The following is a 25,805-nucleotide window of genomic DNA, read 5'->3' on the forward strand; positions in this document are numbered from 1 at the left end:
CGATGTGGTCACCACCCACACTTCGACCTCATGTCATGGGGTCGAACCACGTGGGCTCGTCTGACAGCGCCTGCTTGATCCGGAACCGCCCGTACTCGTCCAGTGCCGGCAGCGCGTCCACGGCGAACCAGCCGACCTCCAGCGATTCGTCGTCGTTGACCCTGGCCTCGCCGCCGACGGCCCGGCACCGGATGGTGATGTCCATGAACTGGCAGACGTCCCCGTTGGGATACGTGATCGGCTTCAGCGCCTGTACGAGCACGACGCGCTCGGCGACACACCGCACGCCCGTCTCCTCGTGGACCTCCCGGACGGCGCAGGCCGCGGGCTGCTCCCCCGGTTCCGACATTCCGCCGATGACGGCCCACTTGCCGGTGTCGACCCGGCGCCCGAGCAGGACTCTGTCCTCGTCGTCGAAGACGATGGCGGTGACTCCGGGAAGCCAGAGCAGCTGCTGGCCGGCGGTGGCCCGGATCGTACGGATGAAGTCAGGAGTAGCCATGGACCGACCCTAACGGGCCAGTACCGTCACCCCGCCGCGTTCCGAACACGCCCGCCCGGCATCAGCTGCAACGGGCGTACGGCTACAGCCGGTGACGCCTACAGGTCGCCGGCGCGTCGCCCGCGCACCGCAGACGTCACCGCCCAGCCGAGCCCGCCCGCCGCGATCAGGACCAGCACCATCTCGGGCGCGATCCCGAGGCTGGTGGCGGGGGTCTCGGAGGAACGCAGCGGCACCTTCTGGACGAGTGAGTCCGCCACGAACATGCCGGTCCGTTGGGTGATCCTCCCGTCCGGCATGATCACGGCGCTGACGCCGCTGGTCACCGGGACGGTGACGGTACGGCTGTGCTCGACGGCACGGATACGGGACATGGCGAGCTGCTGGTAGGTCATCTCGCTGCGGTCGAACGTGGCGTTGTTGCTCGGTACGGAGATCATCTGGGCGCCGTGCGTGACGGTGTCGCGCACGGCCCAGTCGAAGGCGGCCTCGTAGCAGGTGGCGAGGCCGACCTCGGTGCCCGCCATGGTGAACACGCCCGGCTTGTCGCCCCGGCTGAAGTCCTGGCGGACCATGGACGTCCAGTTGTCGTTGATGGCGCCGATGAGCGAGCGCATCGGGAGGTACTCGCCGAACGGCTGGACCTGCCGTTTGTCGTAGGTGGCGCCGGGGCCCTTCGCCGGGTCCCACAGGATCTGCTCGTTGTAGAGCCTGCCGTTCTTCTCCACGACGCCGCCGACCGAGATGGGCGCGCCGATCGCCCTGGCGGCCTTGTCGATCACGGCGTAGGCGTCGGGGTTGCGGAACGGGTCGATGTCGGAGGAGTTCTCCGGCCACAGCACGAAGTCGGGCCGGTCGACCTTGCCCGCCTTGATCTGCGCGGCGAGGCGTTCGGTCTCCCGCGCGTGGTGGTCGAGGACGGCGCGGCGCTGGGAGTTGAAGTCGAGTCCCGCGCGCGGCACGTTGCCCTGGATGACGGCGACGGTCGCGGTGCCGTCCTCGGCCCGGTCGCTGACCAGGGGGCGTGCGGCGAAGGCGCCGATCACGGGGAGCACAAGACTGAGCAGGGCCACCGCGGCGGCCCCCCGGTGTACTGCCCGGGTGCGCCGCGCTTCGAGGCCCAGCCGGACGGTTTCGTACAGGCCGAAGCCGCACAGGACGACCGCGAACCCGAGCACGGGGGTGCCGCCCACCGCCGCGAGCGGCAGGAAGACCCCGTCCGCCTGGCCGAAGGCGATCTTGCCCCAGGGGAAGCCGCCGAACGGCGCACGCGCGCGTGCCGCCTCACCGGCGATCCACAGGGCGGCCGCCCACACCGGCCGGCCGGGCAGCTTCGACACGGTCGCGATGCCGACACCGACGAGCCCGACGTACACCGCCTCGATGATGACGAGTGCCAGCCAAGGGCCGGGGCCGACCTCCACGCCGGTCCACACGAGCAGCGGCAGCAGGAAGCCGAGGCCGAAGAGGTAGCCGAGACCGAAGGCCGCCTTCCGGCTGCGGCCGCGCAGACACCAGCCGAAGACCGCGAAGGCCGGCACCGCCAGCCACCACAGGGTGCGCGGCGGAAAACTGACGTACAGCAGCACTCCGGAGAGTGCCGCGGCGGCGGCCGGAACGAGCCGTCGCGCCAGGTGAGCCACTCGCGAAAGGGGCCGGTCCTGCGGTTCGAGCTGTTCCGGCTCGTCTACGGAGGTCGCTGTGACGGTCACTCGGGGAGTGTACGGCGCGTGACCGAGCCTCCGACAGCGCGGCCCCGGCGCCTGACCGGGCGCTTCCCCTCCCTTGCCGCATCGTTTCTGCCCAACTCGTCCACAAACCGGCGCATCACCCGTTACGGTGTGCCGAAGCCTCCGCCGTACAGGCCGTTTCCGGCCGGGCGGTCGGGGCCCGTCACAGGTCGGGGGGCGTCGGGGTGGGGTCCACGGGGATGACTTCGGCGGCCGGTCCGGCGTCGGCGCACGAGAGACGCAGCGCAGCGGACGCGGCGGGTGTCATAACGCTCGGAGCCTGCGCCGCCTGGTCTCTGATCACGGCCGCGGCACACGGCGGCCGGCCCGAAGGGGTCCTGCTCGCGGTGCTCGCCGTCGCCGCCGGCTATGCCTCGGGACGAATCTGCGGCGAACTGCTGCCGGTCGCCGCGCCCGGCGCGGGCGCGCTCACCGGACTCGGTCTGGCCGTGGCGGCCCCGCACATCAATCCTGGCAGCCAGGCGACCTCGCCGCTCGGGCAGACCGGCGCGACCGCGGCGCTGCTCACCCTCGCCGCGGGGGCCGCGTGCTGTGCTGCCTGGGCGGCCCGCCCTCCGGGACTACGGCTCGGCCTGCGCCTGCTGGCCGCCGGTATCGCGGTCACCGCGGCCGTCCTGGGATCCACGTCGGGTTTCGTGGCCTGTCTGGGAGTGCTGCTCTGCTCACTCGCCGCGGACCGTATGCACCGCCGGCCCGTGGGGCTCGGCGGTCTCGTTCTCGCCGTGGCGCTGGTCACCGGGGCGACCTGGGCGATCGCCGAGGACGCCCTGCCGGACGGTCTGACCACGTCCCTGGAGGGGCAGCTAACCCAGCACCGGGTACTGCTGTGGCACGACGCGCTCGACATGGCGGGCCGGGAACCAGGGCTCGGCACGGGCCCCGGACGCTTCGCGGAGCTGAGTCCGACAGCCACGCAGACGCTGCCGCCCGACGGCAAACCCCACTCGGCTCCGTTCCAGCAGGCCGCCGAGCAGGGCATCCTGGGCGTCGTCCTGCTGGCCGCGGTGTTCTGCTGGGTCCTGTACGCACTGTGGAAGTCGCCGCGCCCTACCCCAGTCGTACTCACCGCGGGCGCCGCGTTGACGGCACTGGCCGCGATCAGCGCGGTCGGCAACGCGCTGAGTTTCACGACGGTCACGGCCGGCGCGGGTCTGCTCGCGGGCCTGGCCACAGCACGTCCCGCGTCGGCCGAACCGGAACCGGCGCAGGACACGGTGGATCCCGGTGGACAGGCCCGCAGCGACCCACTGGAACGGTGAGGCCGAGCGCCGGTCCTGCGCGCGAGTGCGGTCCTGCGCCGCCCACGGCTGAAGGCGAGCGCGGCTGAAGGCGAGCGCGGTCTGCGTCACGGCGAGACCACCCGGCCCGGCACCACGGCGGAACCAGCCCTGTCCGGCACCACGGCGGAACCGCCCCGGTCCGGCCCCGCGGCGAAGCCGACCACGGTCCTGCGTCGCCGGGCCCGGGCGCTCTGCGATGCCCAGGGTGTCAGCGGGTCCGGCCCGTGGCGGCGGCCCTCAGCCGGTCACGGATCACCCGTACGGCCGCCTCCGCGTTGTCCACGGTGATCGTGAACGTGTGTCCGTCGCCCAGAAGGAGCACCAGGCCCTCGCCCCGTCGCACGACCACGGCGGTCCCCTGGTCGGGCCGCCAGCGATAGCCCCAGCCGCCCCACTGCCGCGGGGTGACCCGGGGCGCGAAGTCGGCGCCCGTGATGTGCGACAGCGGGATACGGCGGCGCGGGACGCCCATGTGGCCGCAGCGCACTTCGAGGCACTCCTTGTCGACCTTCACCGCGACATGTACGAACGCGAGGGTGCCGAAGAGAACCAGAAGCCCTGCGGCGATACAGCCGACCACGGACATGGCGAGGGCCGCGATGCCCGACGTCCAGGTCGAGTCGACGGCCAGCTGGATGCCCAGGGCCAGGCAGGCGGCACCGATGCTCGCGAGCAGCCACTGCATACGGTTGGAGGCGCGCCCGTGCCAGACCTCGGTATGCGGGGCGTCGGCAGCACCCTGTTCGCCGTGGGGGTGGTCCGTCATGCCAATGAGCCTACTCATGTTCCGCAGAGCGGGCACCTGGTCGCGAACCGTCGTTGTCCCGGGCGGACGCGAAACTTCCGCTGAGCGAGCGGCCTCAGCGCGCGGGACTGACCGCCTGGAGCAGTCTGCCCTCGTCGTACGTCAGCGCGGTCGCGGGCAGTACGCCCTCGCGTCCGCCGAGCAGCACCGTGAGAGTGCCCTGGTCGGGCGCTTGCGGATCGGGCATCTCGCCGATCCGGCGCAGCGCCTGGGCAGCCACGGCGCCTGCGGAGCCGTGCAGGACGAGGGGCGCCGCGCCGGTCCGCCGGACGGCCGCGCGGATGCGCTCGGCGACCAGTTCGTAATGGGTGCAGCCCAGGACGACGGCCCCTACATCCTCGGGGGTGCGCGCCGCTGCCGCGGCGATCGCGGCGTCGACGGCCGCCTGGTCGGCGTGCTCGACGGCGTCCGCCAGTCCCGGGCAGGGCACCTCGGTGACGGTCACTCCGTCGGCGAACTCCCGGATGAGCCCCCGCTGGTAGGGGCTGCCGGTGGTGGCGGGCGTGGCCCAGATCGCGACGGGTCCGCCGCCTGCCGCGGCCGGTTTGATCGCCGGGACGGTGCCGATGACGGGCACCTCGGGCTCCAGGCGGGCGCGCAGCGCGGGCAGGGCGTGCACGGAAGCGGTGTTGCAGGCGACGATCAGGGCGTCGGGCCGGTGCGCGGCGGCCGCCTCCGCGACGGCGAGGGCGAGGGCGGTCACGTCCTGTGGTGTAAAGCGTCCCCATGGCATGCTGCCTGGGTCCGAGGAGAGAACGAGCTCCGCGTCGGGGCGCAGTCGACGTACCGCGGCGGCCGCCGCGAGCAGTCCGATTCCGGAGTCCATGAGCGCGATCTTCACCCGGTCACCATAGTCGATCCGCCTCGACGGACCGCCGTGGTGGGGCAGACTGCGGCGGGTGAGCGCCCTTGTGTGGACCGCTGTCGGATCGCTGGCCGCCTGGTTGTGGCTCCTTCTGGGCCAGGGTTTCTTCTGGCGTACGGACGTCCGGCTGCCGCCGCGCCACGCCCCGGACAGCTGGCCGTCCGTGTGTGTGGTCGTACCGGCTCGCGACGAGGCCGCCGTCCTGCCCGAGAGCCTGCCGTCGCTCCTCGCGCAGGACTATCCGGGGCGGGCCGAGATCTTCCTCGTCGACGACGGAAGTGCGGACGGCACCGGGGAGCTGGCCCGTGAGCTGGGGCGGCGGCACGGCGGGCTGCCGCTGACCGTCGGCTCGCCCGGGGAGCCGCCCACGGGCTGGACCGGCAAGCTCTGGGCCGTGCGTCATGGCATCGACCTGGCACGCGCGCGTGAACCCGAATACCTGCTGCTCACGGACGCGGACATCGCCCACGCGCCGGACAGTCTGCGGGAGTTGGTGGCCTCGGCCGTGACCGGGGACTTCGACCTCGTCTCCCAGATGGCCCGGCTGCGCGTGGAGAGCGTCTGGGAGCGGCTCGTGGTGCCCGCGTTCGTGTACTTCTTCGCGCAGCTGTATCCGTTCCGGTGGATCGCCCGGAAGCGGTCGCGGACCGCCGCCGCGGCGGGCGGCTGCGTCCTGCTGCGGACCACCGCCGCCGAGCGGGCCCGGATTCCGGACGCCATCCGGCAGGCCGTCATCGACGACGTGGCGATGGCCAGGGCCGTGAAGGGCTCCGGAGGGCACATCTGGCTCGGCCTCGCCGACCACGTCGACAGTGTGCGCCCCTATCCGCGGCTGCATGATCTGTGGCGGATGGTCTCGCGCAGCGCGTACGCCCAGTTGCGGCACAACCCGCTGGTGCTGGCCGGCACCGTGGCCGGACTCGCCGCGGTGTACCTGGTGCCCCCGGTGGCCCTCGTCGTGGGGCTCGCGGCGGGTGAGCGCGCGGCGGCGGTCGCCGGAGGGTCGGCGTGGTTGCTGATGACGGCGACGTATCTGCCGATGCTGCGCCACTACCGGCAGCCACTCCTGCTCGCGCCGCTGCTGCCGGTCACCGCCCTGCTGTACCTCTTCATGACGGTGGATTCCGCGGTGCAGCACTACAGGGGGCGCGGCGCGGCCTGGAAGGGCCGCACCTACACCCGCCCGGACGCGGCGCCCGAGCAACCGTGAGCCCTCCGGCGCAACGCGGGCCCGTCCGGCCGGCTCACTTCCTGCCCGGGGTCCAGTTCATGCCCCACCCGTAGGTGTAGTCCACGGTGCGCTGCGGGCTCACGCCCCGGTCGGGGACGAGGAAGCGCGCCTCGCGCTGGACGACGAGGTCGTTTCCGGTGTTGGTGATGAGGGCGAGCGCGCACACCGTGGAGGGCACGGTGCACTCGCCGAGCGAGAAGTCGACGGGCGCGCCGTGCAGCGGCTGGAGGGTCACGGAGGCGTCGAGGTCGGCGAAGGAACGCGCCCCTTCGTAGATGGTCACGAAGATGAGGATGCGGCGGAAGTCCCGGAGGTGGTCGAGGTTGACGCTGAGGTTCTCGCCGCTCGACACCGCGCCGGTGCGGTCGTCGCCGTCGAGCAGGATGAACGGGGGCTGGTGCAGTGCTCCGAAGGCGTTGCCCAGAGCCTGGACGACGCCCTTGCTCCCGTCCGAGAGTTCGTAGAGGGCACACAGGTCGAGGTCGAGGTCGGCGTGCATGGCGATCGCCCGGCCCAGCTTGGCCTGCCATCCGGAGAACTGCTTGCGGACCGTCCAGTTGAGGTTCACGCGCATCGCGCCGGAGGTGCCGCCCTGCTTGGTCAGCGAGACGGACGGCGCGTCCTTCGTGAGGGTGACCTTGGTCAGGCGGACGGGAGCCGTGGGCTGGGCGGGCGGTACCGGAGGGGCGGGCGGCGGCGTCATCGGCGGGGCTACAGCGGCAGGCGGGGCCGCGGCGGCCGGGGGCGGGGCCATGGGGGCGGGCGGGGCCGCCTGCTGGGGCTCGTCGACCGTGATCCCGAAGTCCGTGGCCAGTCCCAGGAGCCCGCTGTCGTAGCCCTGCCCGACGGCACGGAACTTCCAGGCGCCCTGTCTGCGGTAGAACTCGCCGAGCACGAACGCGGTCTCGACACCCGCGCCCTCGCTGTCGAAGCGCGCGACCTCCGTGCCCTGCTGGGCGTCGAGGACCCGGATGTAGAGCCCGGGGATCTGTCCGAACGTGCCGCCGTCCGTGGAGGCGGCCAGCACCACCGTCTCGACCGCGGGCTCCACGCGCGCGAGGTCGACGAACAGGGTGTCGCTCACCTGACCGCCGGCGTTGCGCTTGCCCTCGTGGCGTACCGCGCCGGAGGAGTGCGCGGGCTGGTTGTAGAACACGAAGTCCCTGTCGGAGCGAACCTTCCCGGCGGCCAGCAGCAGCGCCGAGGCGTCCGCGTCGGGTACTCCGGTGCCGGCCCGCCAGCCCAGCTCGACGCGCAGACCCGTCGTCGGCACCGGAACGTTCGAACCTTTAGACATTGACATGTCCGCCCCCATCGGGTGTCTCCACGAAGACCGCGCCTCGTCACGTTCGGTCGCTCTGCGCCAACCTAATCCCCCGGGCGGCCAACGCCCACGACCGCGCACGGGAGATCGTCGGCCAACCCGCCGGTAACCCACCCGGAACTCGGCTTTTACCCGATCCGGACCCCGCCCGGTGCCCCTTTTCGATATATTCACCCGCATTGGGGGTCCCGCGTCACGGCCGACACGGAAAACAACCCTCTTATCGGTCTCCCCAACCAGCACATCGTGGGCTTAACTTATGTGCCATGACCTCCCCCCGCTCCACCTATGGCGGTGGTTACTATTCCGCCTCCTTCCCGGACACTCCGATCTACGACTCTCTCGTGGCCGAGCGGGGCACCCCGCAGATCGCTCCGATCCGGGTCCCCGCGGCTTACGACACGGGCGGCAACCTGCCCGCGCTTCCGTCGGCGCTGCCCGCTCTGCCCGCCGCGCCTTCTCAGCAGGCTCAGGCGTACGGCTACCCGCAGGCCCAGCAACCCGCTCCGTTGCAGCAGGCCGCCGCGCCGTACATCCCGCAGCAGAGCGGTGGGCCGCGCAGCTACCCCGGCCCCCAGGCTCCGCAGCCGCAGCGTCCGATGACCGGCGGCACGGGCTACGAGGCCATGCGCCCCGCGGCACCGCGGCCCGCCCCGGCGTCGTACCAGGACCCGTACAACAACCAGCAGTACCGCGGCTACTGAGGGCGATTCGGCGGAGGTTGTCCGTGCTCTCCGGCAGGATGACCTCATGTCGAAGCCGGTACTGCACTCGATCCACGTCCACCCGCTGAAGGCGGCCGCGGGGCGCGCCCCGCGCGAGGCCGTCGTGGAGCCGTGGGGTCTGGCGGGCGACCGGCGCTGGATGCTGGTCGACGAGAAGGCCAGGGTCGTCACGCAACGCCAGCAACCGCGCTTGGCGTTGGTCTCCGTCGAACAGGCAGCCGAGCAGACAGCCGCCGGAGCGGTCCTGTTGTCCGCGCCCGGCCGTGTGCCACTGACCGTCCCCGTGCCCGAACCGGGCGGCACCACAACGGTGGAGATCTGGAACGACAAGGTGGAGGCGGTCCCCGCCGGGGCCGCGGCGGCCGCCTGGTTCAGCGACTACCTCGACGCGGCCGTACGGCTCGTGCATCTCGACGCCCCGGCCACGCGCAGGCCCATCGACCCCCGGTTCGCGCGGCCCGGCGAGACCGTCAGTTTCGCCGACGGCTACCCTCTGCTGCTCACCGCGCTCGCCTCGCTGGACGCCTTGAACGCGCTGATCGCACAGGGCGACCGGCCCGAAGAGGGCCCTCTGCCCATGAACCGCTTCCGGCCGAACCTGGTGGTCGGGGGGACCGCCGCCTGGGCCGAGGACGGCTGGTCCCGGATCACCGTCGGGGAGGTCGTCCTCCGCGTCGCCAAGATGTGCGGCCGCTGTGTCGTGACCACCACCGACCAGACGACGGCCGAGCGGGGCAGGGAGCCGCTGCGTACCCTCGCACGCCATCGCCGTTTCGGCGACAAGCTGGTCTTCGGGCAGAATCTCGTACCGGAGTCCTCCGGCACGGTCCGCGTGGGCGACCCGGTGAGGATCCTGGAATAGGCCCCCGCCCGGGAACACGGACGCCGGGCACGGCCGTTGAGCCTGTGTGAGAAGTTCATGAGAGACCGGCAGGAGAGGTGATTTCGCTCTCTCCTGCCCGGCCCCGCGCGTGAACGGCTCCGGTCGGGGTTATCACGGACGCGGAAGGGGGTGCAGCGGTGCGGGCAATCAGGGGACTCTGGCGTTGGCGGTACAACCCGCTCCGGCGCACGACGGATCTCACCGAGGCGTGGCTGGCCCTGGGAGCGCTTCTGCTGATCCTCGTGGCCGCGCCCCTGGCGGGCCTCCTGGTCGGCGGACTCGCCGAGGACGCCCTCCAGCAGTCCGTGCTGGAGCAGCGCGAGAACCGCCATCCGGTGGTCGCGACCGTCGTCGGGCGAGCTGACCGCACTCCGCTCGACCCCGACCCCGAGACGGCCACCGGGCGGGACTCACACAGCCGGGTGCTCGCCCACTGGACCGCTCCGGACGGCACCGCCCAGCGCGGCACGGCCATGGCGGCCCTCGAATCCCCGCGGCGCGGCGACCACTTCACGGTGTGGACGGACGAGCGCGGCCGAATAGTGGGCCGGCCGCTGGACACCGCGACCGCGGCGACGCACGCCGTCCTGGCCGGCTTCGGCACGGCCGCCGCGTGCGCGGGCATCGTCGAGGGCACCCGGCGCCTGGTGGTCTGGCGCATGGTGCGGCGCAGGTACGACCACTGGGACCAGGCCTGGTCCCGGGCCGGGCCGGACTGGGGCAGGACGGGCACGGGCAGCTGACAGCCTCCTGGCTCCGGTCAACCTCGCGGCTCCGCACACGCTACGGTGGAGCGGCCGACGTGTTCGGCACCGTCGTGAGAGGCTGTCTCCCGTTCCCCGCGAGCCGAGTTGACGCGGCCGGGCATCAGGAACACCGCTTCTCAGGACCCGTGTACGACGAGGTGGGGGCACAGCAGCGCCATGGCACAGGGCACGGTCCAGGTGACGCACACCGGCACGTCGCGGTGGCGGCGCCGCACAGGTGAGTACGCATCGCTCGCCGCCGCTCTGGAGGCCGCGGCCGACGGTGACGTACTCACCATCGCTGCCGGAACCTACCGGGAGAACCTCGTGATCCAGCGGGCGGTGACGCTGCGCGGTCCCGAGGGCTCGGCCGGTTCCGTGCGCATCGCGCCCGTCGACGGAGTGCCGCTGACCGTGCGCGCCTCCGCCGTGGTCCAGGACCTGCTCGTGGAGGGCCAGGACTCTGCCGCGCCCGCGCTGCTCGTCGAGGAGGGCACGCCGGAGATCACGGACATCCGGATCGTCACACGGTCCGCGGCCGGCATCGAGGTACGCGGCGGCGCCCGGCCGACGGTGCGGCGGTGCACGGTGGACAATCCGGCGGGCATCGGCATCTCCGTACTCGACGGCGGGGGCGGGGTGTTCGAGGAGTGCGAGATCGTGGCGGCCGGCCAGTCGGGCGTCTCGGTGCGCGGCGGTGCCCATCCGCGTCTGGAGCGCTGCCGGGTGCACCACACCGCGGGCGCCGGCCTGTCGGTGACCGGTGAACAGTCCGCCCTCGAAGCGGTGGGCTGCGAGGTGTACGAGGTCCGGGGCAGCGGCGTGCAGATCTCCGCGCGGGCCACGGCGCACCTCACGGACTGCGATGTGCACCGCACGACCTCGGACGGCGTCACGCTCGACACGGACGCCGTGCTGACCCTCGCCGACTGCCGCATCCACGACATCCCGGAGAACGCGGTCGACCTGCGTTCCCGTTCGGTCCTCACCATGACCCGTTCCACCGTGCGCCAGTTCGGGCGCAACGGACTGTCGGTCTGGGATCCCGGCACCCGGGTGGACGCCAACCAGTGCGAGATCCACGACAGCACGGGCGACTACCCCGCGGTGTGGGTCAGCGACGGCGCGACGGTCGTCCTCGAATCCTGCCGGGTGCACGACGTGCCGGACGCCCTGTTCGTGCTCGACCGCGGCTCGCGCGCCGACGTCGTCGACAGTGACATCTCGCAGGTCCGCAACACGGCCGTGTCGGTGAGCGACGGCGCGACCGCGCAGCTCGACGACTGCCGGATCCGGGACGCCGCGACCGGCGCCTGGTTCCGTGACCACGGCAGCGGTGGAACGCTTTCGGGCTGCACGGTGGACGGTACGCAGACGGGTGTGATCGTCACCAAGGGCGCCGATCCCACCATCGAGCGGTGCACCGTCACCTCGCCCGCGGAGGCGGGTTTCTACGTGTCGGCGGGCGGCCGCGGCAGCTTCCACGGCTGCCGGGTGACGGGCAGTGGCGGATACGGCTTCCATGTGATCGACGGCTGCCGGGCGACGCTGAAGAAGTGCCGTACGGAGCGGTGCGCCCGCGGTGGTTACGAGTTCGCCGACGCGAGTGGCGACCAGGCGTCCGGCGCGGGCCCTCTGGTGGAGGACTGCACGAGCGACGAGAGCGCTCACGCGCGGCCCCCTGCCGTGGAGACCGCCGTGCAGAGCGGCGGCCGGTCCTCCGGCCTGCTGGGGGCGATCCCGGGCCAGCGCGTCACCGAGCAGGAGCCGTTGGTCGCCGCGTCCGAGCCGGAGCAGCCCTCGCGCACCTCGGAGGCGGTGCTCGGTGAACTGGACCTGCTGGTGGGCCTGGACAGCGTCAAGCGCGAGGTGCGGGCGCTCACCGACATGATCGAGGTGGGCCGCCGTCGCCGGCAGGCAGGTCTGAAGGCGGCCTCCGCCCGGCGCCATCTCGTCTTCACCGGCTCCCCCGGCACCGGCAAGACGACGGTCGCCCGGCTGTACGGCGAGATCCTGGCCTCGCTCGGTGTCCTGGAGCAGGGACACCTCGTCGAGGTGTCCCGCGTCGACCTGGTCGGCGAGCACATCGGTTCCACGGCCATCCGCACGCAGGAGGCGTTCGACAAGGCGCGCGGCGGTGTCCTGTTCATCGACGAGGCGTACGCGCTCTCGCCGGAGGACTCGGGGCGCGACTTCGGCCGCGAGGCGATCGACACGCTGGTGAAGCTCATGGAGGACCACCGGGAGGCGGTCGTCGTGATCGTCGCGGGCTACACGGCCGAGATGGAGCGCTTCCTGTCGGTCAACCCCGGTGTGGCGTCCCGCTTCTCACGGACCATCACCTTCAGTGACTACGGCGCCGAGGAGCTGCTGCGGATCGTGGAGCAGCAGGCGGACGAGCACGAGTACCGGCTGGCGCCGGGCGCGGCAGAGGCGCTGGTCACCTACTTCACGGCGATCCCGAAGGGCCCCGCGTTCGGCAACGGCCGTACCGCCCGGCAGACCTTCGAGGCGATGGTGGAGCGGCACGCGGGGCGGGTCGCCCAGTTCGACGAGCCGAGCACGGACGACCTCACCCTGCTGTACGCGGAGGACCTGCCGGAACTGCCGTGAGCTCTACTCCGGTGGCGGGTCCGACCGGTGCCCCCGCGGTTCTTCCGGCTCGCCGCACGGGCGTGGTGCCGGGACGTCCGGCCTGAGCCGCGCGAGGAGCTTCTCCCGCTCCTCGGCGAACGCGGGGTCCGCCTGGTAGTCCGAGTGGCCGAGGATCGGCGCCGGCAGCGGGTGCTCCGCGGTCCGGCCGTACGCGAGCGGGTCCTCCAGGGCCTCGTGGTCGACCTGGGGACCACAGTCGCCGGGCAGCCGCATGGGACCGCCGATGGGGTCGGTGGCCCGGTACAGGTTGCGCCAGCAGTCGACGTCCCGGTGCAGGCCGCTGAGCGCGGCAGGCCCGAAGTGGGCCGGGAACCAGCGCCCGTAGAGCCGCTCCAGCGGCGAGCCGTAGGTCAGCAGTGCGACCCGCTTGCGTACCGACGGCTTGAGCTGCCACGCCGCGGCGGCCGCGAGAACGCTGCCCTGGGAGTGGCCCGAGAGGACGAGGCGGCCGCCGGTGTCACCGGTCCAGCCGGCGATGCGCCAGGTCAGGTCGGGTACGGCACGCTCGGCGTAGCAAGGGGGCGCGAAGGGGTGTGCCGCGCGCGGCCAGAACGTACCGACGTCCCACAGGATGCCGATGGTCCGGCGGGCCGTCCGGTCCTTGTAGGCGCGGCGGCCCCAGGTGACGAACAGTATGAAGCCGACGCCGATCAGCCAGGAGCCGAGCGCCTGCGCGGTCTCGGCCGCGCCCCGCACGACGGCGTACGTGCCGTCGGCCGCCCGGCCCGGGGTCTCTCCGGTGGCCATGGCGCCCGCGAGTGCCAGACCGCCCAGGATCAGCGTCACGACGGAGGTGATTCCGATGATCCGGGGCGCCCGGTCGGTGAGGGAGGCCATCGCGCGGATGCTCGCGATCCGGCGAGTGGTGGCCTCGTCCTTGGGCTGGTTCCCGTAGGCGAGTTCCACCGCGGCCGTCTCGGTGCGGCGCAGCAGCACGGTGCGCCGGGCCAGCCAGCCGACGAGGGCGAGCAGGACGAGCAGCAGGGGCGGGATGACGGACGCCTGCCAGGTCAGCAGCACGGGCGGTCCCTCGATGGTTCCGCCGGTGCCGTCCAGCCAGTCGGCGACGCGCTGGGAGACTCCGCCGGACATCACACCTCCCAGGGCGCAGGCCAGCATCGCGACGGCGGGCCCGGCGAGGCCCCGCATCGCGGTACGGGGGTCCGGGTGGGAGCGGTAGAGGACATGGGCCACGACGCCGAGAGCGATCACCAGCAGGCACTCGACGAGCGCGATGGTGCCGAAGGTGGTGTCGCCGGGCAGCCGGTGGCCCGATCGCCAGCCCGGGCGCGACCAGCCGGCGTAGACAAGGGTGAGTGCGAGCAGGGCGAGCGAGCCGATGGGCAGCCAGCGCACCAGGGCCGCGTCGAGATGCCGGTCGAGCCGGTGCTCGCTGCGGCCCCGGCGGCAGACCACCCACAGCACCACGGCCGCCCCCACCACGAAGGTCGCGTCCAGGAGCCGCCCGAGCACCTCCAGGGCGGCCGGCCCGCCGGGCTCGCGGTCGTGACGGGAGGCTGCGGTGCCGACCGCCGCGGCGACCGTCAGCAGACCCGCGGCGGTGTGTGCGACGCGCAGCCGGGCCACCAGACGCCGTCCGTACCAGAAGCCGGGGCGGCCCAGTCCCGCCCTGCTGCTCTCCTCCTCCGGCTCGGTCTCGCGCTCCATCGGCTGCTGGGACTCGTACGCGTGCCAGGTGCGGTGCGAGAGGTACCAGAGGAGGCCGGTGAGCGCGGCCGGCACCAGTGAGGCGAGGGCGAGGCGGCGGCCTGGCTGGCTCCACCAGCCGCTCTCCGACACCGCCGGGGAGAGGAAGCCGAGCCAGGAGTGTTCCCCGGCGCACGAGCGCGTACCCGCGCACTGCCATGCGGCCAGGTCGAGGGCGACCTCGCAGACCGCGGCGACCAGGAGCACCGTGAGGGTCAGGCCCACGAGGCGCACGATCAGGCCGTAGAGGCGTACCGCCGCCCTGCGGTTGTCGCTCACCGTGGGCCGCATCCAGTGGGCGAGGTTGACCACCATGAACGGCAGGAGCAGCAGCCACAGGGCCCGGGAGCCGTTGCCCGAGGTGAGATTGCACCAGACGTACGCCTCGGGGATCGGTTTGCCCCGATGCTCGTCGGGCCGCCGCGCCGCGTTCTTCTCCGCTTCGGCGTCGTCGGCCCGGCGGAAGACCGCGGCCGTGTCGTCGCCGGTGATCCGGACCGTGCGCGGATCGTTCAGCATTTCCTGGGGTGTCGTGCCTCCGACACCGTGGACCAGGAGTTCGAGTGCGGTGTCGGCCGTCGGCCGCCGCTCGGAACCGTTCGCCTCATCGCTCGGGGCATGCCCCCGCTGACGCTCCACTGTTCTGTTTCCCCCGTGATGCCCGTACGACATGTGTCATGTCCCGCTACGAGGATGCTCTCCACCGGCCCTGTGCGCACCACTCGTCACGGAATCTCCCCGATCCGTGCGACAGTGCCGAACACAAGATGACAGCGTGACGTGTGCGAGTCGCCACAGGCAGTGGCGCGACCTGCGGTGACCCGTGCGAGGATGAGGCGTCCCGCGGTCCAGAGGTGGGAGGGAACGACCTTGTCAGTGCTGACGCAGGGGCGTTGCAGGGGTATGTCGAGCAGGTCGGGACGAAGGGAACCGGAGCGGGCGTGAGCGAGAACCAGAACCTCCTCGCGGAGCAGCGGCGCGCTCTGATCCTGGACGAGGTGCGTCGGCGCGGCGGCGTCCGTGTCAACGAACTCACCAGGAAACTCGGCGTGTCCGACATGACGGTCCGACGCGACCTGGACGCGCTCGCCCGCCAGGGCGCAGTGGAGAAGGTGCACGGCGGCGCCGTCCCGGTGGTCGAGGCGAGTACGCACGAGCCGGGCTTCGAGGCCAAGTCGAGCCTGGAGCTGACGGCCAAGGAGGACATCGCGCGGGCGGCCGCCGCGCTGGTGGCGCCGGGCACGGCGATCGCGCTGTCGGGCGGCACGACGACGTTCGCGCTCGCTCATCAGCTCCTCGACGTGCCGGATCTGACGGTGGTGACCAACTCGGTGCGGGTCGCCGATGTCTTCCACTCGGCGCAGCGTACGACGGGGCAGCGGCAGGGGGCGGCGACGGTCGTGCTGACGGGCGGGGTGCGTACGCCGTCGGACTCGCTGGTGGGTCCGGTCGCCGACCAGGCGATCGAGGCGCTCCACTTCGATGTGCTCTTCCTCGGGGTGCACGGCATATCGGTGGAGGCGGGTCTTTCCACGCCGAACCTGGCGGAGGCCGAGACGAACCGGCGACTCGTACAGTCCGCGCGGCGTGTCGTCGTGGTCGCGGACCACACCAAGTGGGGCACGGTGGGCCTGAGTTCGTTCGCAGCGCTGGAACAGGTCGACACACTGGTGACGGACGACGGGCTGCCCGCCGAGGCGCGCTCGGAGATCTCCGAGCATCTGCGGCGCCTGGTGGTGGCGGGGGAACCCGAGACCGGGTCCGAGTCCGAGGACGGTACAGACAGCTGACGGGCCGCCAGCTATGGTGGCCCGTGCCTCGTCCTGTATTCGTTCCCGCGAGGGGGTTGTGCGCATGGCTCACCGACTGCGCCCTGTGGGACTCGACTTCGTCGGGACCGCTCCTGTGCGTCTGGTGTTCGCGAGGGTGGTGACCTCGCCTCCCGGCGCGGTCTACGGCGCACTGGCCGAGGACGTGACCGGCTGGCCGCAGTGGTTTCCCGCCGTGTCGGCGGCACGCTCGACCGACGACGGCTCCGGGCGGCAGATCCGTCTCAAGGGCGGCACTCGCTTCGAGGAGACAGTCGTCGCGGCCGAGCCCGCCAAGGTGTACGCGTACCGCGTCGACGTGACGAACGCTCCCGGCGTGCGCGCCCTCGTGGAGGAGTGGCGGCTCGCACCGGACGGCTCCGGTACGCGGGTGCAGTGGACCTGGGCCGCCGACGGCACAGCCGCGTTCCGCCTCGGCATGAAGGCGGCCCGCCCGGGCCTGGGCCGGGCGTTCCGCGACGCGGTGACGAGACTGGACCGGCGGCTGGGTTCGACGCACGCGCCCTGACGGCACTCGGGTGGGGCCGCGTGACCGCCAGTAGCAGCAACCCCCGGCGGCGCACTTCTCAGCCCGGCCAGACCCCCGTGGCCAGCAGCGACTCGATCGTGGCCGCGTAGGGCGCGATGTCCAGCCCCTGACCGGCCAGCCAGTCGTCCGAGTAGTACTTGTCCAGGTAGCGGTCCCCGGGGTCGCACAGCAGCGTCACGACGCTTCCGGTGCGCCCCGCCGCCGCCATCTCGGCCACGATCTTCAGCGCGCTCCACAGCCCCGTGCCGGTCGAGCCGCCCGCTTTGCGCCCGATGGCCTGCTCCAGCGCCCGCACGGCCGCCACGCTCGCCGCGTCCGGCACCTTCATCATGCGGTCGACGGCCCCCGGCACGAAGCTCGGCTCCATGCGCGGCCGCCCGATGCCCTCGATGCGCGAGCCGCAGTCGGTGGTGACCGCGGCGTCGCCCGTGGTCCAGCCCTCGAAGAAACAGGAGTTCTCCGGGTCGGCCACGCAGATACGGGTGTTGAACTGCATGTAGTGCACATAGCGGGCGATGGTCGCCGAGGTGCCCCCGGTCCCCGCGGTGGCCACGATCCACGCGGGCTCGGGATACCGTTCCAGCTCCAGCTGGCGGAAGATCGACTCGGCGATGTTGTTGTTGCCTCGCCAGTCCGTGGCCCGCTCCGCGTAGGTGAACTGGTCCATGAAGTGACCGCCGGTCTCGGTGGCGAGGGCCGCCGACTCCTCGTACATCGTCCGCGGGTCGTCGACGAAGTGGCACTGTCCGCCGTGGAACTCGATCAGGCGGCACTTCTCAGGGCTCGTGGTGCGGGGCATGACGGCGATGAACGGCACACCGATCAGGCCGGCGAAGTACGCCTCGGAGACGGCCGTGGAGCCGCTGGACGCCTCGATGACGGGGCGGCCGCGACGGATCCAGCCGTTGCACAGGCCGTAGAGGAAGAGCGAGCGGGCCAGGCGGTGCTTGAGGCTGCCGGTGGGGTGGGTGGACTCGTCCTTGAGATACAGGTCGATGCCCCAACGCTCGGGCAGCGGAAAGCGCAGCAGATGGGTGTCGGCCGATCTGTTCGCGTCGGCCTGGACCTTCCGTACGGCTTCTTTGAGCCAGTGCCGGTACTCCGCGTCGCTGTGATCGACATCCAGTGTGGCCGTCGGCTCGTGGGGGCGGGCCTGCTGCGGGGTGGTCACGGCGGGGCTCCTTCGCGTTGCGCCGACGCCGGGTCACACCGTCGGACGTCTCGATCATAGGCACCTTCCGCACGCTTCTCACCTGCATAAACATACCTTTGAGTACCCCAAAGGAACCGCTGGTGCCGCAGGTCGTGAGAGAGGCTCGGGGGCGCATTCGCGCGAGTGCGCCGAAGGGCATGTGCCACGCAATGATGCGCACTGGTGCTCGACGCCCGGCGCGGGCAGACTGCACGCACGGGACGCCGCTCCCCCGCGGGGCACCGTTCCCGGACGGGGCGGACACTGGAAGGGGATCCGCGCCGGATTCTCGACGGGCACGAGCGAAGCGCACGAACCGAAGCGCACAAGGGGGCGGGGCACATGGCGGAGCCGGAGTTCACAGCCACAGGCGTGCGGATCGGAAAGAGGCTGCGTTCACTCACCCGGGCCGGACAGGTCCGGATCAGCGACGGCAGGCTGGAGTTGCTCACCAGTTACGGCAGCGAGATCGACAGCGCGCCGGTGCAGGCGGTCCGGGCGTCGAAGCCCTGGTTCGCCCACGAGGACCGGGCGCTGGCGGACGTCAACGGCACCCGTTATCTGCTCACCCTGGGCGACCACGACCCGGCTCCCGGCGAACCCGGTCCACCGGCGGCCCGCCGGTTCATCGAGGCCGTGCGCAACGCGGCGGGGCGTAGCACGGCGGAGCGCAGTCACTAGGGCCTGTCTGGAGTCCGCAGGATGCCCTGGCCGCCGAGCACACCGCGAGTTGCGGGGCCGCACCTCTTGAGTCACTCTGTTGTCACGTCACTCTGGGTTTACCGGCGATAACGCTGCGAACCAGCCCGCCGGCCATCGACAGCAGGGCGGCCGGCGCGCGCAGGCAGCCCGCTGGATCCGTACTCGTCTTCTTCCGGACCTCAATTCGGGGAGTCGCAGCGTGATCAGCCAGCCAAGCAGGCATTGCACGGTGGAGCTCCATGCTCTGCCCTCGCGGATCGGCCAGGTCCGCAGAATCGTATCTGCGCAGTTGCGCTACTGGCATCTGGATCCGTTGATAGACCGGGCCGCGCTCGGTGTGACCGAGCTGTTGACCAACGTCCACCTGCACGCCCGGCCCGACAAGCTGTGCACCGTCGAGATCGAGCTGCTGCTCGACCGGCTCACGGTCTCGGTGCACGACCGCGATCCCCGCCTTCCCGAGGTGCGGGACGCCCACGCCACCGCGACCTGCGGACGTGGCCTGTCGATGGTCGCCGCGGTGAGCGAGAGCTGGGGTGTGCGGCCGAACGGCGAGGCGGGCAAGGTCGTGTGGTTCACCCTGACGGCCCCCTCCCCCACGGCGACACTGCCGCCGGCCTGCCCGCCGTACGCGGCGGTCGTGGAATCGCCCGTCCGTGCCTTCGTGGAGGTGGAGCACGCCGCCGACGCGCTCCAGGGCGGACACGCTCCCGCCCGGTCAGCCGTTGCCGGCTGACCGGGCGGTGACAAAGGTTCCCTCTCCGGTTCCCTCCCCCAGAGCCCGTGTCTCACTCGGTGGTCCGCGTATCGCCCGGTGGCGCCGGCTCGCCTCCCGGGCACGAAGGCCCGGACCCCGGTTCATTCGGTGGCGATGGCCCGCAGCACATCGAGGCGTGCGGCCCGCCGGGCCGGGCGCAGGCCCGCGAGGGCGCCGGCCGCGAGGCCCACCGCGGCGACCACGAGGAGCTGGACCGGCGGCACCGCGAAGGCGAAGGTGCTGTCCGACGCCCCGTCGGACGCCTTGACCAGCACCCAGCCGAGGAACCCGCCCAGCGCGAGCCCGCCCACCGTGCCGAACGCGGCGACCAGCACCGACTCCCAGCGGACCATGGCGCGCAGCTGCGACCGGGTCTGTCCGACGGCCCTCAACAGGCCGAGTTCGCGGGTGCGTTCGTGGACCGCGAGGGTCAGCGTGTTGGCGATGCCGAGCAGCGCGATGAGCACCGCGAGCGCGAGCAGCGCGTAGACCAGGGTGAGCATCATGTCGATGGCACCGGCCGAGGACTGTGCGTACTCGTCACGGGTCTGCACCTCGGGATTGCCGTACGCCGTCGCGACCTTCTCGACCGCCGCCCTGCCGTCGGACGCGCTCACGCCGTCCTTGAAGGTCACGGCGACCACGGTGTCGGAGTCCTGGGTGCGGTGCGGGGCCCATGCCTCGCGGGTGATGACGTACTCACCGGCGAGCTCCGACCGGCCGTAGACCGCGCGGACGCCGAACGTCTCCTCCTTGCCGTCGGTGAAGGTGAGCCGGGTGGTGTCGCCGGTCTTGAGGCCCCGCTTGTCGGCCTCCTGCCCGGTGACGGCGATACCGTCGGCGCCGAGGTCCCCCATCGAGCCCCGTACGTCGCCGAGATCGAAGGTCCGCTCCAGCGCGACCGGGTCCGTGACCGTCAACGCCCTTCCCTGGCCGTCGACTTCGGCCACGCCGCGGCCGAGTCCGACCGCCGTGTCGATCTCGGGCCGCTCGGCGATCGCACCGGCGAGCGCGGGACTCAGACCGCTGCCGCCCGCGCCGAACGACGGGGTGCTCACCGCGATGTCGCCGGCGAAGGACCGTGACACCGTCTGGTCCATGGTCGCCTTCAGCGAGGCACCGAAGACCGTGAACAGTGACACGACGGCGACACCGATCATCAGGGCACTGGCGGTGGCCGCGGTCCGCTTGGGGCTGCGCAGGGCATTGCGCCTGGCCAGCCCGCCGGTGACGCCGCGCAGCCGGTCGAGGGGGCTCCCGAGGACGCGTACGGCGGTGGTGGAGGCGACCGGGCCGAGGACCACGAAGGCGGCGAGTGCCAGGACCGCGCCTGCTCCCGCGAGCCACAGGGAGGGGCTGACGACGACGCCGGTCAGGGTGAGGGCGATCGCCGTCGCGGAGAGTCCGCTCCCCACGACGGCGCGGGTCCGGGATGCCCCGGACTGGTCGACGGACGTCTCGCGCAGCGCCGCCAGCGGTGCGGTGCGCCCGGCACGTACGGCGGGAAGCAGCGCGGAGCCGAGGCAGACCACGACGCCGACCGCGAGCGGCAGGGTCATGGACAGTGCGCTGATCACCAGGTCGCCCTCGGGGAACGGGAATCCGATGAGCGGGAACAGTGCCTGCAGGCCGGCGGCGATACCGATGCCGCCCGCGAGACCGGCGGCGGACGCGGCCACGGCGACGGCGCTCGCCTCCACGAGAGTCGATGCGGTGACCTGGCGGCGGGAGGCGCCGAGGGCACGCAACAGGGCGTTCTCACGGGTGCGTTGGGCGACGACGATCGCGAAGGTGTTGTGGATGGAGAAGGTCGCGACCAGCAGCGCCACGCCGGAGAACACCAGCAGGAAGGTGGTGAAGAGCGTCAGGAACTGGCCGGAGATCATGTCGGTGTTCTCCTCGGCCAGCTCCTGACCGGTGATCGCCTCGATTCCTTCGGGCAGTACGGGGGTCAGGGCGTCGACGAGTTCCCGCTGATCCGTGCCGGGCCCGGCCCGCACCAGGATGCTCGCGGCCTCGCCGGGCTTCGCGGTCAGGTACCTCTCGGCGTCGGAGCGCGTCATGCCGGTGAAGGTCACCTGCGCCATGCCGTCCGCGCCGCCGAAGGTCGCGAGGCCGACGACCGTCACCTCGACGGGGTCGGGCGTACGCAGGGTCGTCGTGTCGCCGATCCGGAGGCCGCCCTTCTCGGCCGCGCCCCGGTTGACGACGACCTCGCCGGACTTCGACGGGGCACGGCCCTCGGCCAGGCGGTAGGAGTTCAGCTCGGGGTCGTCGATCCAGTTGCCCGCGAGGGTGGGCGGGCCCTGGCCGCCGATGGGCTTGCCGTTCGCGCCGACGAGCTGGCCCGCGCCCTGGATGTCGGGCGCGGCCGCCGCGACACCCGGGGTCCGCTCGATCGCCGTCACCAGGCCGGTGTCGACGGGCTGCCGTACGCCTTGGCTCTCGTCCGGAGTGGTGATGGTGCCGGCGCTGCGGACCACGGCATCGGTGCCGCTCGTGGCGCTGCCGAACATCGAGTCGAAACTCGCCCGCAGGGTGTCGCCCATGACGAGCGTGCCCGCCAGGAAGGCGACACCGAGCAGTACCGCCAGGAAGGTACCGGCGAAGCGCCGCTTGTGCGCACGCAGGGAGGAGACGCTGATCCGTACCGCCGCGTTCATGACGGAGCCCCCTTGCTGTCGCTCCTGCTGTCGAAGGCCTTCAACCGGTCCAGGACCCTGTCGGCCGTCGGGGACTCCATACGGTCCACGAGGCGGCCGTCGGCGAGGAAGACGACCTCGTCGGCGTGCGCGGCGGCAACCGGGTCGTGGGTGACCATGACGACCGTGCGGTCCATCTGGCGTACGGCCCGGCCCAGAAGGTTCAGAACCTCCTCGCCGGAGCGCGAGTCGAGGTTGCCGGTCGGTTCGTCGGCGAAGACGACATCGGGTTGTCCGGCGAACGCCCTCGCCACGGCGACGCGTTGCTGCTGGCCCCCGGAGAGCTCCGCGGGCCGGTGGTGCAGTCGGTCGCGCAGGCCGACGACGTCCACGAGGGCGTCGACCCACTCGCCGGAGGCGTGGTCGCCCCCGCGGCCGGCGAGGTCCATGGGCAGCGTGATGTTCTCGGCGACGGTCAGCGTCGGTACCAGGTTGAAGGCCTGGAAGACGAAACCGATACGGTCGCGCCGCAGCAGCGTGAGACGCCGGTCGTCGAGGGTGCTCAGCTCGGTGTCTCCGATGAAGGCGGCGCCCGACGTCAGGGTGTCCAGACCCGCCGCGCAGTGCATCAGGGTGGACTTGCCGGAGCCCGAGGGCCCCATGATCGCGGTGAAACGTCCGGCCGGAAAGGTGACGCTCACCCCGTCCAGGGCCCGCACGGCGGTGTCACCGCGGCCGTACACCTTCACGGCGTCGGCGACGCGCGCCGCGGTCCGCGTGGACTTCGTGGCGGTCGCCGTGCTCATACCGCACCGCCCTTGCCCGACTTGCCCGCCTTGCCCGTACGTCCGTAGCGCTCGTCCAGGCTCGTGCGCCCGAACTGCTCGTCCAGGACGGAGAGGCGGCGCCAGTACTCGTCCTCGTCGATCTCGCCGGAGGCGAAGCGCCGACCGAGCATCGCGATCGGCGAGTCGCCGGACGGGCGGGTCCGGTCCGGGCCGTGCCAGGGGCCACGACGGCCGCGCCACACCGTGCGGCGCAGGACGGTCACGACACCGATCACGGCGGTTGCCCAGATCAGCGGGAAGAGAAGGATCCACGGGCCGGGCCCGCCGTCCCAGTGCGCCAGGGTCTGCATCTGAAGTCATCTCCTCGGATGTTCCGGTGTGGTGTTCCGGAGTGGTGTTCCGGTGATGCTTCGAGGCTCCCGCCGGGAGGGGGTCCAGGTCGTCGTACGGCCAGCGGCAGTCCGCGTACCTCCGTGGGAGTAGGAACGGGGGCTTCGACTGCTCCCAGGCAGCGTCTCGACGGCGATCCTGCAGCGGCGGGCACGGGCCAAGGCGGCATGTATGGCACCTGGAGCCGGGCACGGGCGCCCTCCTGCGCGCCGTCGGAGAGCCACCTGCACCGGCCCGGTGACCCACCTCACACCCGGCTTCTGTCAGGAATCGCCGCGCTGTCCCGCTCAGGGGGCAAGCGATACAGACAGGAGCCACACCATGAAGCACCGCGTCCTCGTCCTCGGCGCCGGATACGCCGGGGCCTTCGCCGCCGGGAGCCTGGCCCGCCGCCTGGCGCCCGCCGACACCGAGATCACCGTCGTCAACGCCGAGCCGGTCTTCGTCGAGCGGATGCGCATGCACCAGCTCGCGGCGGGCCGCGAACTCGCGACCCGGCGGCTCGCCGACGTGTTCGCGGGCACCGGGGTACGGCTGCGCGTGGCGCGTGTCACCGCGGTCGATCCGCAGCGCCGGACTGTCGCCGTGACCGGCGAGGACGGTGACGGCGAACTCGGGTACGACACGCTGCTGTACACGCTCGGCAGCCGGGTCGCCGACCACGGTGTCCCCGGCGTGGCCGAGCACGCCTTCGACGTCGCGGGACGGCCGTCAGCGCTGCGGCTGCGCGACCGCCTCGACAAGCTGGGCGGAGCCGGCGACGTGCTGGTCGTGGGCGAGGGCCTGACCGGCATCGAGACCGCCACCGAACTCGCCGAGTCGCGTCCCGGTCTTTCCGTGGCGCTCGCCGCCCGCGGCGAACTGGGAGCCCAGCTCTCCCCTGGAGCCCGGCTCCACCTGCGCGAGACCTTCGACCGGCTGGGCATCACCGTCCACGAGCACACCGGCATCGAAACCGTCGGGGCGACGTACGCGGTCGCCGCGGACGGCACCTCCTTCCCGGCCGACGCGACCGTGTGGACGGCCGGCTTCGCCGTCGCCCCCATCGCTGCCGCCGCCGGCCTTGAGGTCACCGAGGACGGCCGGATCGTCGTCGACGATCGCATGCGCTCGGCCTCGCACCCGGACGTCTACGCCGCGGGCGACAGCGCGTACGCGATCGGCGACAACGGCCGGCCGCTGCCGATGTCCTGCGCCTCGGCGGGGTTCACCAACATGCAGGCGACGGAAGCGATCGTGGGACGGCTGACCGGACGCGGGATTCCGCACGTCAAGAAGACCTACGTGTACAACCACATCAGCCTCGGGCGGTACGACGCGATCTTCCAGAAGGTCGATCACGACGCACGGGCGAAGTCCTGGTTCGGCGGCCGGAAGGCCGCGCGGCTCAAAGCCGGCATCCTCAGGACCAGTCTGTGGGCCACCTCGCACCCGACCTTCGGCATACCGAGACGCAAGCGCCGCCTCAGCGCCGCCACGGCGGCCGCCGGAACCACGGCGACCGTCACCGCGCCCGAGAACGCTGCCGCATAGGGTCGTCCGCATGGAGAGCACCGCCGCTGATCGCTTCGAGGCCGGCCGGGCACGGCTGGCCTCGCTCGCATACCGTCTGCTCGGCTCGGCGGCCGACTCCGAGGACATCGTGCAGGACGCGTATCTGCGCTGGCACGCCGCCGACCGGGAGCGGATCGAGGTGCCGGAGGCGTGGCTGACCAAAGTCGTCACCAACCTGTGCCTGGACCGGCTCCGCTCGGCACCGGTGCGCCGCGAACGCGCGGCCGGCGCCTGGATGCCCGAGCCGCTTCTCGACGGCGACCCGATGCTCGGCCCGGCCGACACCTTCGAGCAGCGCGAATCCGTGTCGCTCGCGGTCCTGACCCTGATGGAGCGGCTGTCACCGGTCGAACGGGCCGTCTACGTCCTGCGCGAGGCGTTCTCCTACCCCCACTCCGAGATCGCCGGGATTCTCGACATCTCGGAGTCCGCGAGCCAGCAGCACGTCCACCGGGCCCGGCGGCGGGTCGTGGCCGCGCGCCGCGGCGGCGGTGAGGTCGACCCGGCGTCGGCGCGCAAGGTCCTTGACGAGTTCCTCGCCGCCGCGGCCTCGGGAAGCACCGTACGTCTGGTGGCGCTTCTCACCGACGACGCGACCGCGGTCTCCGACGGCGCGGGACTCGCCAGGACACTGTGGCGCTACGAGACCCCCGAGCGCGTCGCCACCATGATGCGCACCGCCTTCAAACCCACTCCCGCGAAGCGGCGCCTGGCCGGCGGCTCACCCGCGTTCCACATCGGGCAGGTCAACGGCTGGCCCGCCGTGCTCGCCGTGCTCGACGACCGGATCGTGGGCGCCGCGGCGTTCGAGATCAGCGACGGCAAGGTGTCGGCGCTGCACGGCTTCGCCGCCCCGGAACGGCTCACCCGCCTCACCGGGATGTGGCGGCAACACGAACTCGACGCGCCGCCAATCCACCAGTGGTGACCGGCGTCTGCGCCGCCATC

22 protein-coding genes are annotated in these 25,805 nt (G+C 72.1%); 12 read left to right on the top strand and 10 right to left on the bottom strand.

From position 1 onward, the window contains the following. Positions 1-28: 28 nt before the first annotated feature. Positions 29-502 (bottom strand): NUDIX domain-containing protein, encoded by a 474-nt coding sequence (locus AB0D14_RS13320; RefSeq protein WP_362777897.1) that lies wholly within the window; start codon positions 500-502, stop codon positions 29-31. A gap of 98 nt (positions 503-600) precedes the next feature. Next, complete coding sequence (lnt, locus tag AB0D14_RS13325) at positions 601-2,214, bottom strand: apolipoprotein N-acyltransferase (protein WP_362777899.1); 1,614 nt, start codon at positions 2,212-2,214, stop codon at positions 601-603. Positions 2,215-2,432: 218 nt separating this feature from the next. On the opposite strand from lnt, the gene AB0D14_RS13330 reads away from it, so the two are divergent. After that, positions 2,433-3,512: an O-antigen ligase family protein gene (locus AB0D14_RS13330; protein WP_362777901.1), complete on the top strand. Its 1,080-nt coding sequence runs from the start codon at positions 2,433-2,435 to the stop codon at positions 3,510-3,512. Between the two features lie 229 nt (positions 3,513-3,741). Here AB0D14_RS13330 and AB0D14_RS13335 read toward each other — a convergent pair whose 3' ends face one another. Beyond that, positions 3,742-4,299, bottom strand: coding sequence for a hypothetical protein (locus AB0D14_RS13335; protein WP_362777904.1), 558 nt, complete (start codon positions 4,297-4,299; stop codon positions 3,742-3,744). Between the two features lie 94 nt (positions 4,300-4,393). Beyond that, complete coding sequence (locus tag AB0D14_RS13340; RefSeq protein ID WP_362777906.1) at positions 4,394-5,179, bottom strand: aspartate/glutamate racemase family protein; 786 nt, start codon at positions 5,177-5,179, stop codon at positions 4,394-4,396. 58 nt (positions 5,180-5,237) lie between these two features. Between AB0D14_RS13340 and AB0D14_RS13345 the strand changes: the two genes are divergently transcribed. Next, positions 5,238-6,413, top strand: a complete 1,176-nt coding sequence (locus tag AB0D14_RS13345; protein WP_362777908.1) for a glycosyltransferase — start codon at positions 5,238-5,240, stop codon at positions 6,411-6,413. A 34-nt stretch (positions 6,414-6,447) separates the two neighbouring features. Here AB0D14_RS13345 and AB0D14_RS13350 read toward each other — a convergent pair whose 3' ends face one another. Beyond that, a complete protein-coding gene (locus tag AB0D14_RS13350; RefSeq protein WP_362778185.1) occupies positions 6,448-7,731 on the bottom strand; it encodes a TerD family protein in 1,284 nt (427 codons plus the stop codon). 293 nt (positions 7,732-8,024) lie between these two features. Between AB0D14_RS13350 and AB0D14_RS13355 the strand changes: the two genes are divergently transcribed. From AB0D14_RS13355 to AB0D14_RS13370, 4 genes are all read left to right on the top strand, one after another. Further along, positions 8,025-8,462, top strand: coding sequence for a DUF6643 family protein (locus AB0D14_RS13355; RefSeq protein WP_362777911.1), 438 nt, complete (start codon positions 8,025-8,027; stop codon positions 8,460-8,462). A 46-nt stretch (positions 8,463-8,508) separates the two neighbouring features. Then, positions 8,509-9,345 (top strand): MOSC N-terminal beta barrel domain-containing protein, encoded by an 837-nt coding sequence (locus tag AB0D14_RS13360; RefSeq protein ID WP_362777913.1) that lies wholly within the window; start codon positions 8,509-8,511, stop codon positions 9,343-9,345. Positions 9,346-9,503: 158 nt separating this feature from the next. After that, positions 9,504-10,109 carry a hypothetical protein gene (locus AB0D14_RS13365; protein WP_362777914.1) on the top strand — a complete coding sequence of 202 codons (606 nt, stop codon included), beginning with the start codon at positions 9,504-9,506 and terminating at the stop codon, positions 10,107-10,109. Between the two features lie 180 nt (positions 10,110-10,289). Beyond that, on the top strand, positions 10,290-12,725 hold the full coding sequence (locus tag AB0D14_RS13370) for a right-handed parallel beta-helix repeat-containing protein (protein ID WP_362777916.1): 2,436 nt from the start codon (positions 10,290-10,292) through the stop codon (positions 12,723-12,725). A 3-nt stretch (positions 12,726-12,728) separates the two neighbouring features. Here AB0D14_RS13370 and AB0D14_RS13375 read toward each other — a convergent pair whose 3' ends face one another. Continuing rightward, positions 12,729-14,993, bottom strand: a complete 2,265-nt coding sequence (locus AB0D14_RS13375) for a hypothetical protein (protein ID WP_362778188.1) — start codon at positions 14,991-14,993, stop codon at positions 12,729-12,731. A 422-nt stretch (positions 14,994-15,415) separates the two neighbouring features. Here AB0D14_RS13375 and AB0D14_RS13380 point away from each other — a divergent pair, with 422 nt between their 5' ends. Together AB0D14_RS13380 and AB0D14_RS13385 are read left to right on the top strand one after the other, a co-directional pair. Continuing rightward, the gene (locus AB0D14_RS13380; RefSeq protein WP_362777917.1) at positions 15,416-16,264 is read left to right on the top strand and encodes a DeoR/GlpR family DNA-binding transcription regulator; all 849 of its coding nucleotides are present in this window, start codon (positions 15,416-15,418) and stop codon (positions 16,262-16,264) included. A 64-nt stretch (positions 16,265-16,328) separates the two neighbouring features. Next, positions 16,329-16,811, top strand: coding sequence for an SRPBCC family protein (locus tag AB0D14_RS13385; protein ID WP_362777919.1), 483 nt, complete (start codon positions 16,329-16,331; stop codon positions 16,809-16,811). 58 nt (positions 16,812-16,869) lie between these two features. Here AB0D14_RS13385 and AB0D14_RS13390 read toward each other — a convergent pair whose 3' ends face one another. Next, entirely contained in the window at positions 16,870-18,003 is a 1,134-nt protein-coding gene (locus AB0D14_RS13390; protein WP_362777921.1) for a PLP-dependent cysteine synthase family protein, read from the bottom strand. A gap of 363 nt (positions 18,004-18,366) precedes the next feature. On the opposite strand from AB0D14_RS13390, the gene AB0D14_RS13395 reads away from it, so the two are divergent. Together AB0D14_RS13395 and AB0D14_RS13400 are read left to right on the top strand one after the other, a co-directional pair. Beyond that, on the top strand, positions 18,367-18,705 hold the full coding sequence (locus AB0D14_RS13395; RefSeq protein ID WP_362777923.1) for a hypothetical protein: 339 nt from the start codon (positions 18,367-18,369) through the stop codon (positions 18,703-18,705). A gap of 220 nt (positions 18,706-18,925) precedes the next feature. Continuing rightward, positions 18,926-19,462 carry an ATP-binding protein gene (locus AB0D14_RS13400; RefSeq protein ID WP_362777926.1) on the top strand — a complete coding sequence of 179 codons (537 nt, stop codon included), beginning with the start codon at positions 18,926-18,928 and terminating at the stop codon, positions 19,460-19,462. Between the two features lie 122 nt (positions 19,463-19,584). On the opposite strand, the gene AB0D14_RS13405 is transcribed toward AB0D14_RS13400, so the two are convergent. The 3 genes from AB0D14_RS13405 to AB0D14_RS13415 are packed head-to-tail and all read right to left on the bottom strand — an operon-like array spanning position 19,585 to position 23,263. Then, positions 19,585-22,146, bottom strand: a complete 2,562-nt coding sequence (locus AB0D14_RS13405) for an FtsX-like permease family protein (protein WP_362777929.1) — start codon at positions 22,144-22,146, stop codon at positions 19,585-19,587. Then, positions 22,143-22,931, bottom strand: coding sequence for an ABC transporter ATP-binding protein (locus AB0D14_RS13410; protein WP_362777931.1), 789 nt, complete (start codon positions 22,929-22,931; stop codon positions 22,143-22,145). Before AB0D14_RS13410 ends, AB0D14_RS13405 begins: the two co-directional genes overlap by 4 nt. After that, the gene (locus AB0D14_RS13415) at positions 22,928-23,263 is read right to left on the bottom strand and encodes an SHOCT domain-containing protein (protein ID WP_362777934.1); all 336 of its coding nucleotides are present in this window, start codon (positions 23,261-23,263) and stop codon (positions 22,928-22,930) included. Before AB0D14_RS13415 ends, AB0D14_RS13410 begins: the two co-directional genes overlap by 4 nt. 361 nt (positions 23,264-23,624) lie before the next feature. Here AB0D14_RS13415 and AB0D14_RS13420 point away from each other — a divergent pair, with 361 nt between their 5' ends. Together AB0D14_RS13420 and AB0D14_RS13425 are read left to right on the top strand one after the other, a co-directional pair. Beyond that, a complete protein-coding gene (locus tag AB0D14_RS13420; RefSeq protein ID WP_362777936.1) occupies positions 23,625-24,836 on the top strand; it encodes an FAD-dependent oxidoreductase in 1,212 nt (403 codons plus the stop codon). Positions 24,837-24,846: 10 nt separating this feature from the next. Then, positions 24,847-25,785, top strand: a complete 939-nt coding sequence (locus AB0D14_RS13425) for a sigma-70 family RNA polymerase sigma factor (protein ID WP_362777939.1) — start codon at positions 24,847-24,849, stop codon at positions 25,783-25,785. The last annotated feature ends 20 nt before the right edge of the window (positions 25,786-25,805 follow it).

It is taken from the genome of Streptomyces sp. NPDC048484 (genome assembly GCF_040651415.1).
Classification (GTDB): Bacteria; Actinomycetota; Actinomycetes; order Streptomycetales; family Streptomycetaceae; genus Streptomyces.

What these genes read in the sequence shown, in the direction of transcription:
- AB0D14_RS13410 (WP_362777931.1), bottom strand. Translation starts at nt 22,931, where the DNA reads ATGAGCACGGCGACCGCCACGAAGTCCACGCGGACCGCGGCGCGCGTC.
- AB0D14_RS13415 (WP_362777934.1), bottom strand. Translation starts at nt 23,263, where the DNA reads ATGCAGACCCTGGCGCACTGGGACGGCGGGCCCGGCCCGTGGATCCTT.
- AB0D14_RS13355 (WP_362777911.1), top strand. Translation starts at nt 8,025, where the DNA reads ATGACCTCCCCCCGCTCCACCTATGGCGGTGGTTACTATTCCGCCTCC.
- AB0D14_RS13320 (WP_362777897.1), bottom strand. Translation starts at nt 502, where the DNA reads ATGGCTACTCCTGACTTCATCCGTACGATCCGGGCCACCGCCGGCCAG.
- AB0D14_RS13360 (WP_362777913.1), top strand. Translation starts at nt 8,509, where the DNA reads ATGTCGAAGCCGGTACTGCACTCGATCCACGTCCACCCGCTGAAGGCG.
- AB0D14_RS13425 (WP_362777939.1), top strand. Translation starts at nt 24,847, where the DNA reads ATGGAGAGCACCGCCGCTGATCGCTTCGAGGCCGGCCGGGCACGGCTG.
- AB0D14_RS13385 (WP_362777919.1), top strand. Translation starts at nt 16,329, where the DNA reads ATGGCTCACCGACTGCGCCCTGTGGGACTCGACTTCGTCGGGACCGCT.
- AB0D14_RS13370 (WP_362777916.1), top strand. Translation starts at nt 10,290, where the DNA reads ATGGCACAGGGCACGGTCCAGGTGACGCACACCGGCACGTCGCGGTGG.
- AB0D14_RS13350 (WP_362778185.1), bottom strand. Translation starts at nt 7,731, where the DNA reads ATGTCTAAAGGTTCGAACGTTCCGGTGCCGACGACGGGTCTGCGCGTC.
- AB0D14_RS13375 (WP_362778188.1), bottom strand. Translation starts at nt 14,993, where the DNA reads ATGCTGAACGATCCGCGCACGGTCCGGATCACCGGCGACGACACGGCC.
- AB0D14_RS13420 (WP_362777936.1), top strand. Translation starts at nt 23,625, where the DNA reads ATGAAGCACCGCGTCCTCGTCCTCGGCGCCGGATACGCCGGGGCCTTC.
- AB0D14_RS13395 (WP_362777923.1), top strand. Translation starts at nt 18,367, where the DNA reads ATGGCGGAGCCGGAGTTCACAGCCACAGGCGTGCGGATCGGAAAGAGG.
- AB0D14_RS13335 (WP_362777904.1), bottom strand. Translation starts at nt 4,299, where the DNA reads ATGACGGACCACCCCCACGGCGAACAGGGTGCTGCCGACGCCCCGCAT.
- AB0D14_RS13330 (WP_362777901.1), top strand. Translation starts at nt 2,433, where the DNA reads ATGACTTCGGCGGCCGGTCCGGCGTCGGCGCACGAGAGACGCAGCGCA.
- AB0D14_RS13405 (WP_362777929.1), bottom strand. Translation starts at nt 22,146, where the DNA reads ATGAACGCGGCGGTACGGATCAGCGTCTCCTCCCTGCGTGCGCACAAG.